This window comes from Pseudonocardia sp. EV170527-09 (assembly GCF_008369905.1).
Lineage (GTDB): Bacteria > Actinomycetota > Actinomycetes > Mycobacteriales > Pseudonocardiaceae > Pseudonocardia.
On the sequence record NZ_VRMC01000494.1, the window covers coordinates 1 to 265 of the forward strand.

General features: G+C 67.5%; 1 protein-coding gene. It reads right to left on the reverse strand.

Going from position 1 to position 265, the window contains the following annotated elements; genetic code table 11:
- Window positions 1-265 (reverse strand): GMC oxidoreductase (locus tag FVA95_RS29910; RefSeq protein WP_149666984.1); only part of this gene is annotated, 265 nt, incomplete at both ends.

Here is a 265-nt window from a genome sequence, read left to right on the forward strand (position 1 = left end):
GTTCGATCCGGCGGTAGGGCTCACCCTGGGCCGGCCGCGCGTCGTCCTGTCCCTTGTTCGGCCACAATGACGCCGCGCGCTCGGCCTGCGCCGCGATCGAAAGTGACGGATTCACACCGAGATTCGCCGAGATCGCGGCACCGTCGGTGACGAACAGCGTCGGGTAGTTGTAGACGCGGTGGTAGGGGTCGATGACGCCCGTCTGGGCGCTGTCACCGATCGCCGCGCCGCCCAGGAAGTGGGCCGTCAGCGGGATATTGAACAG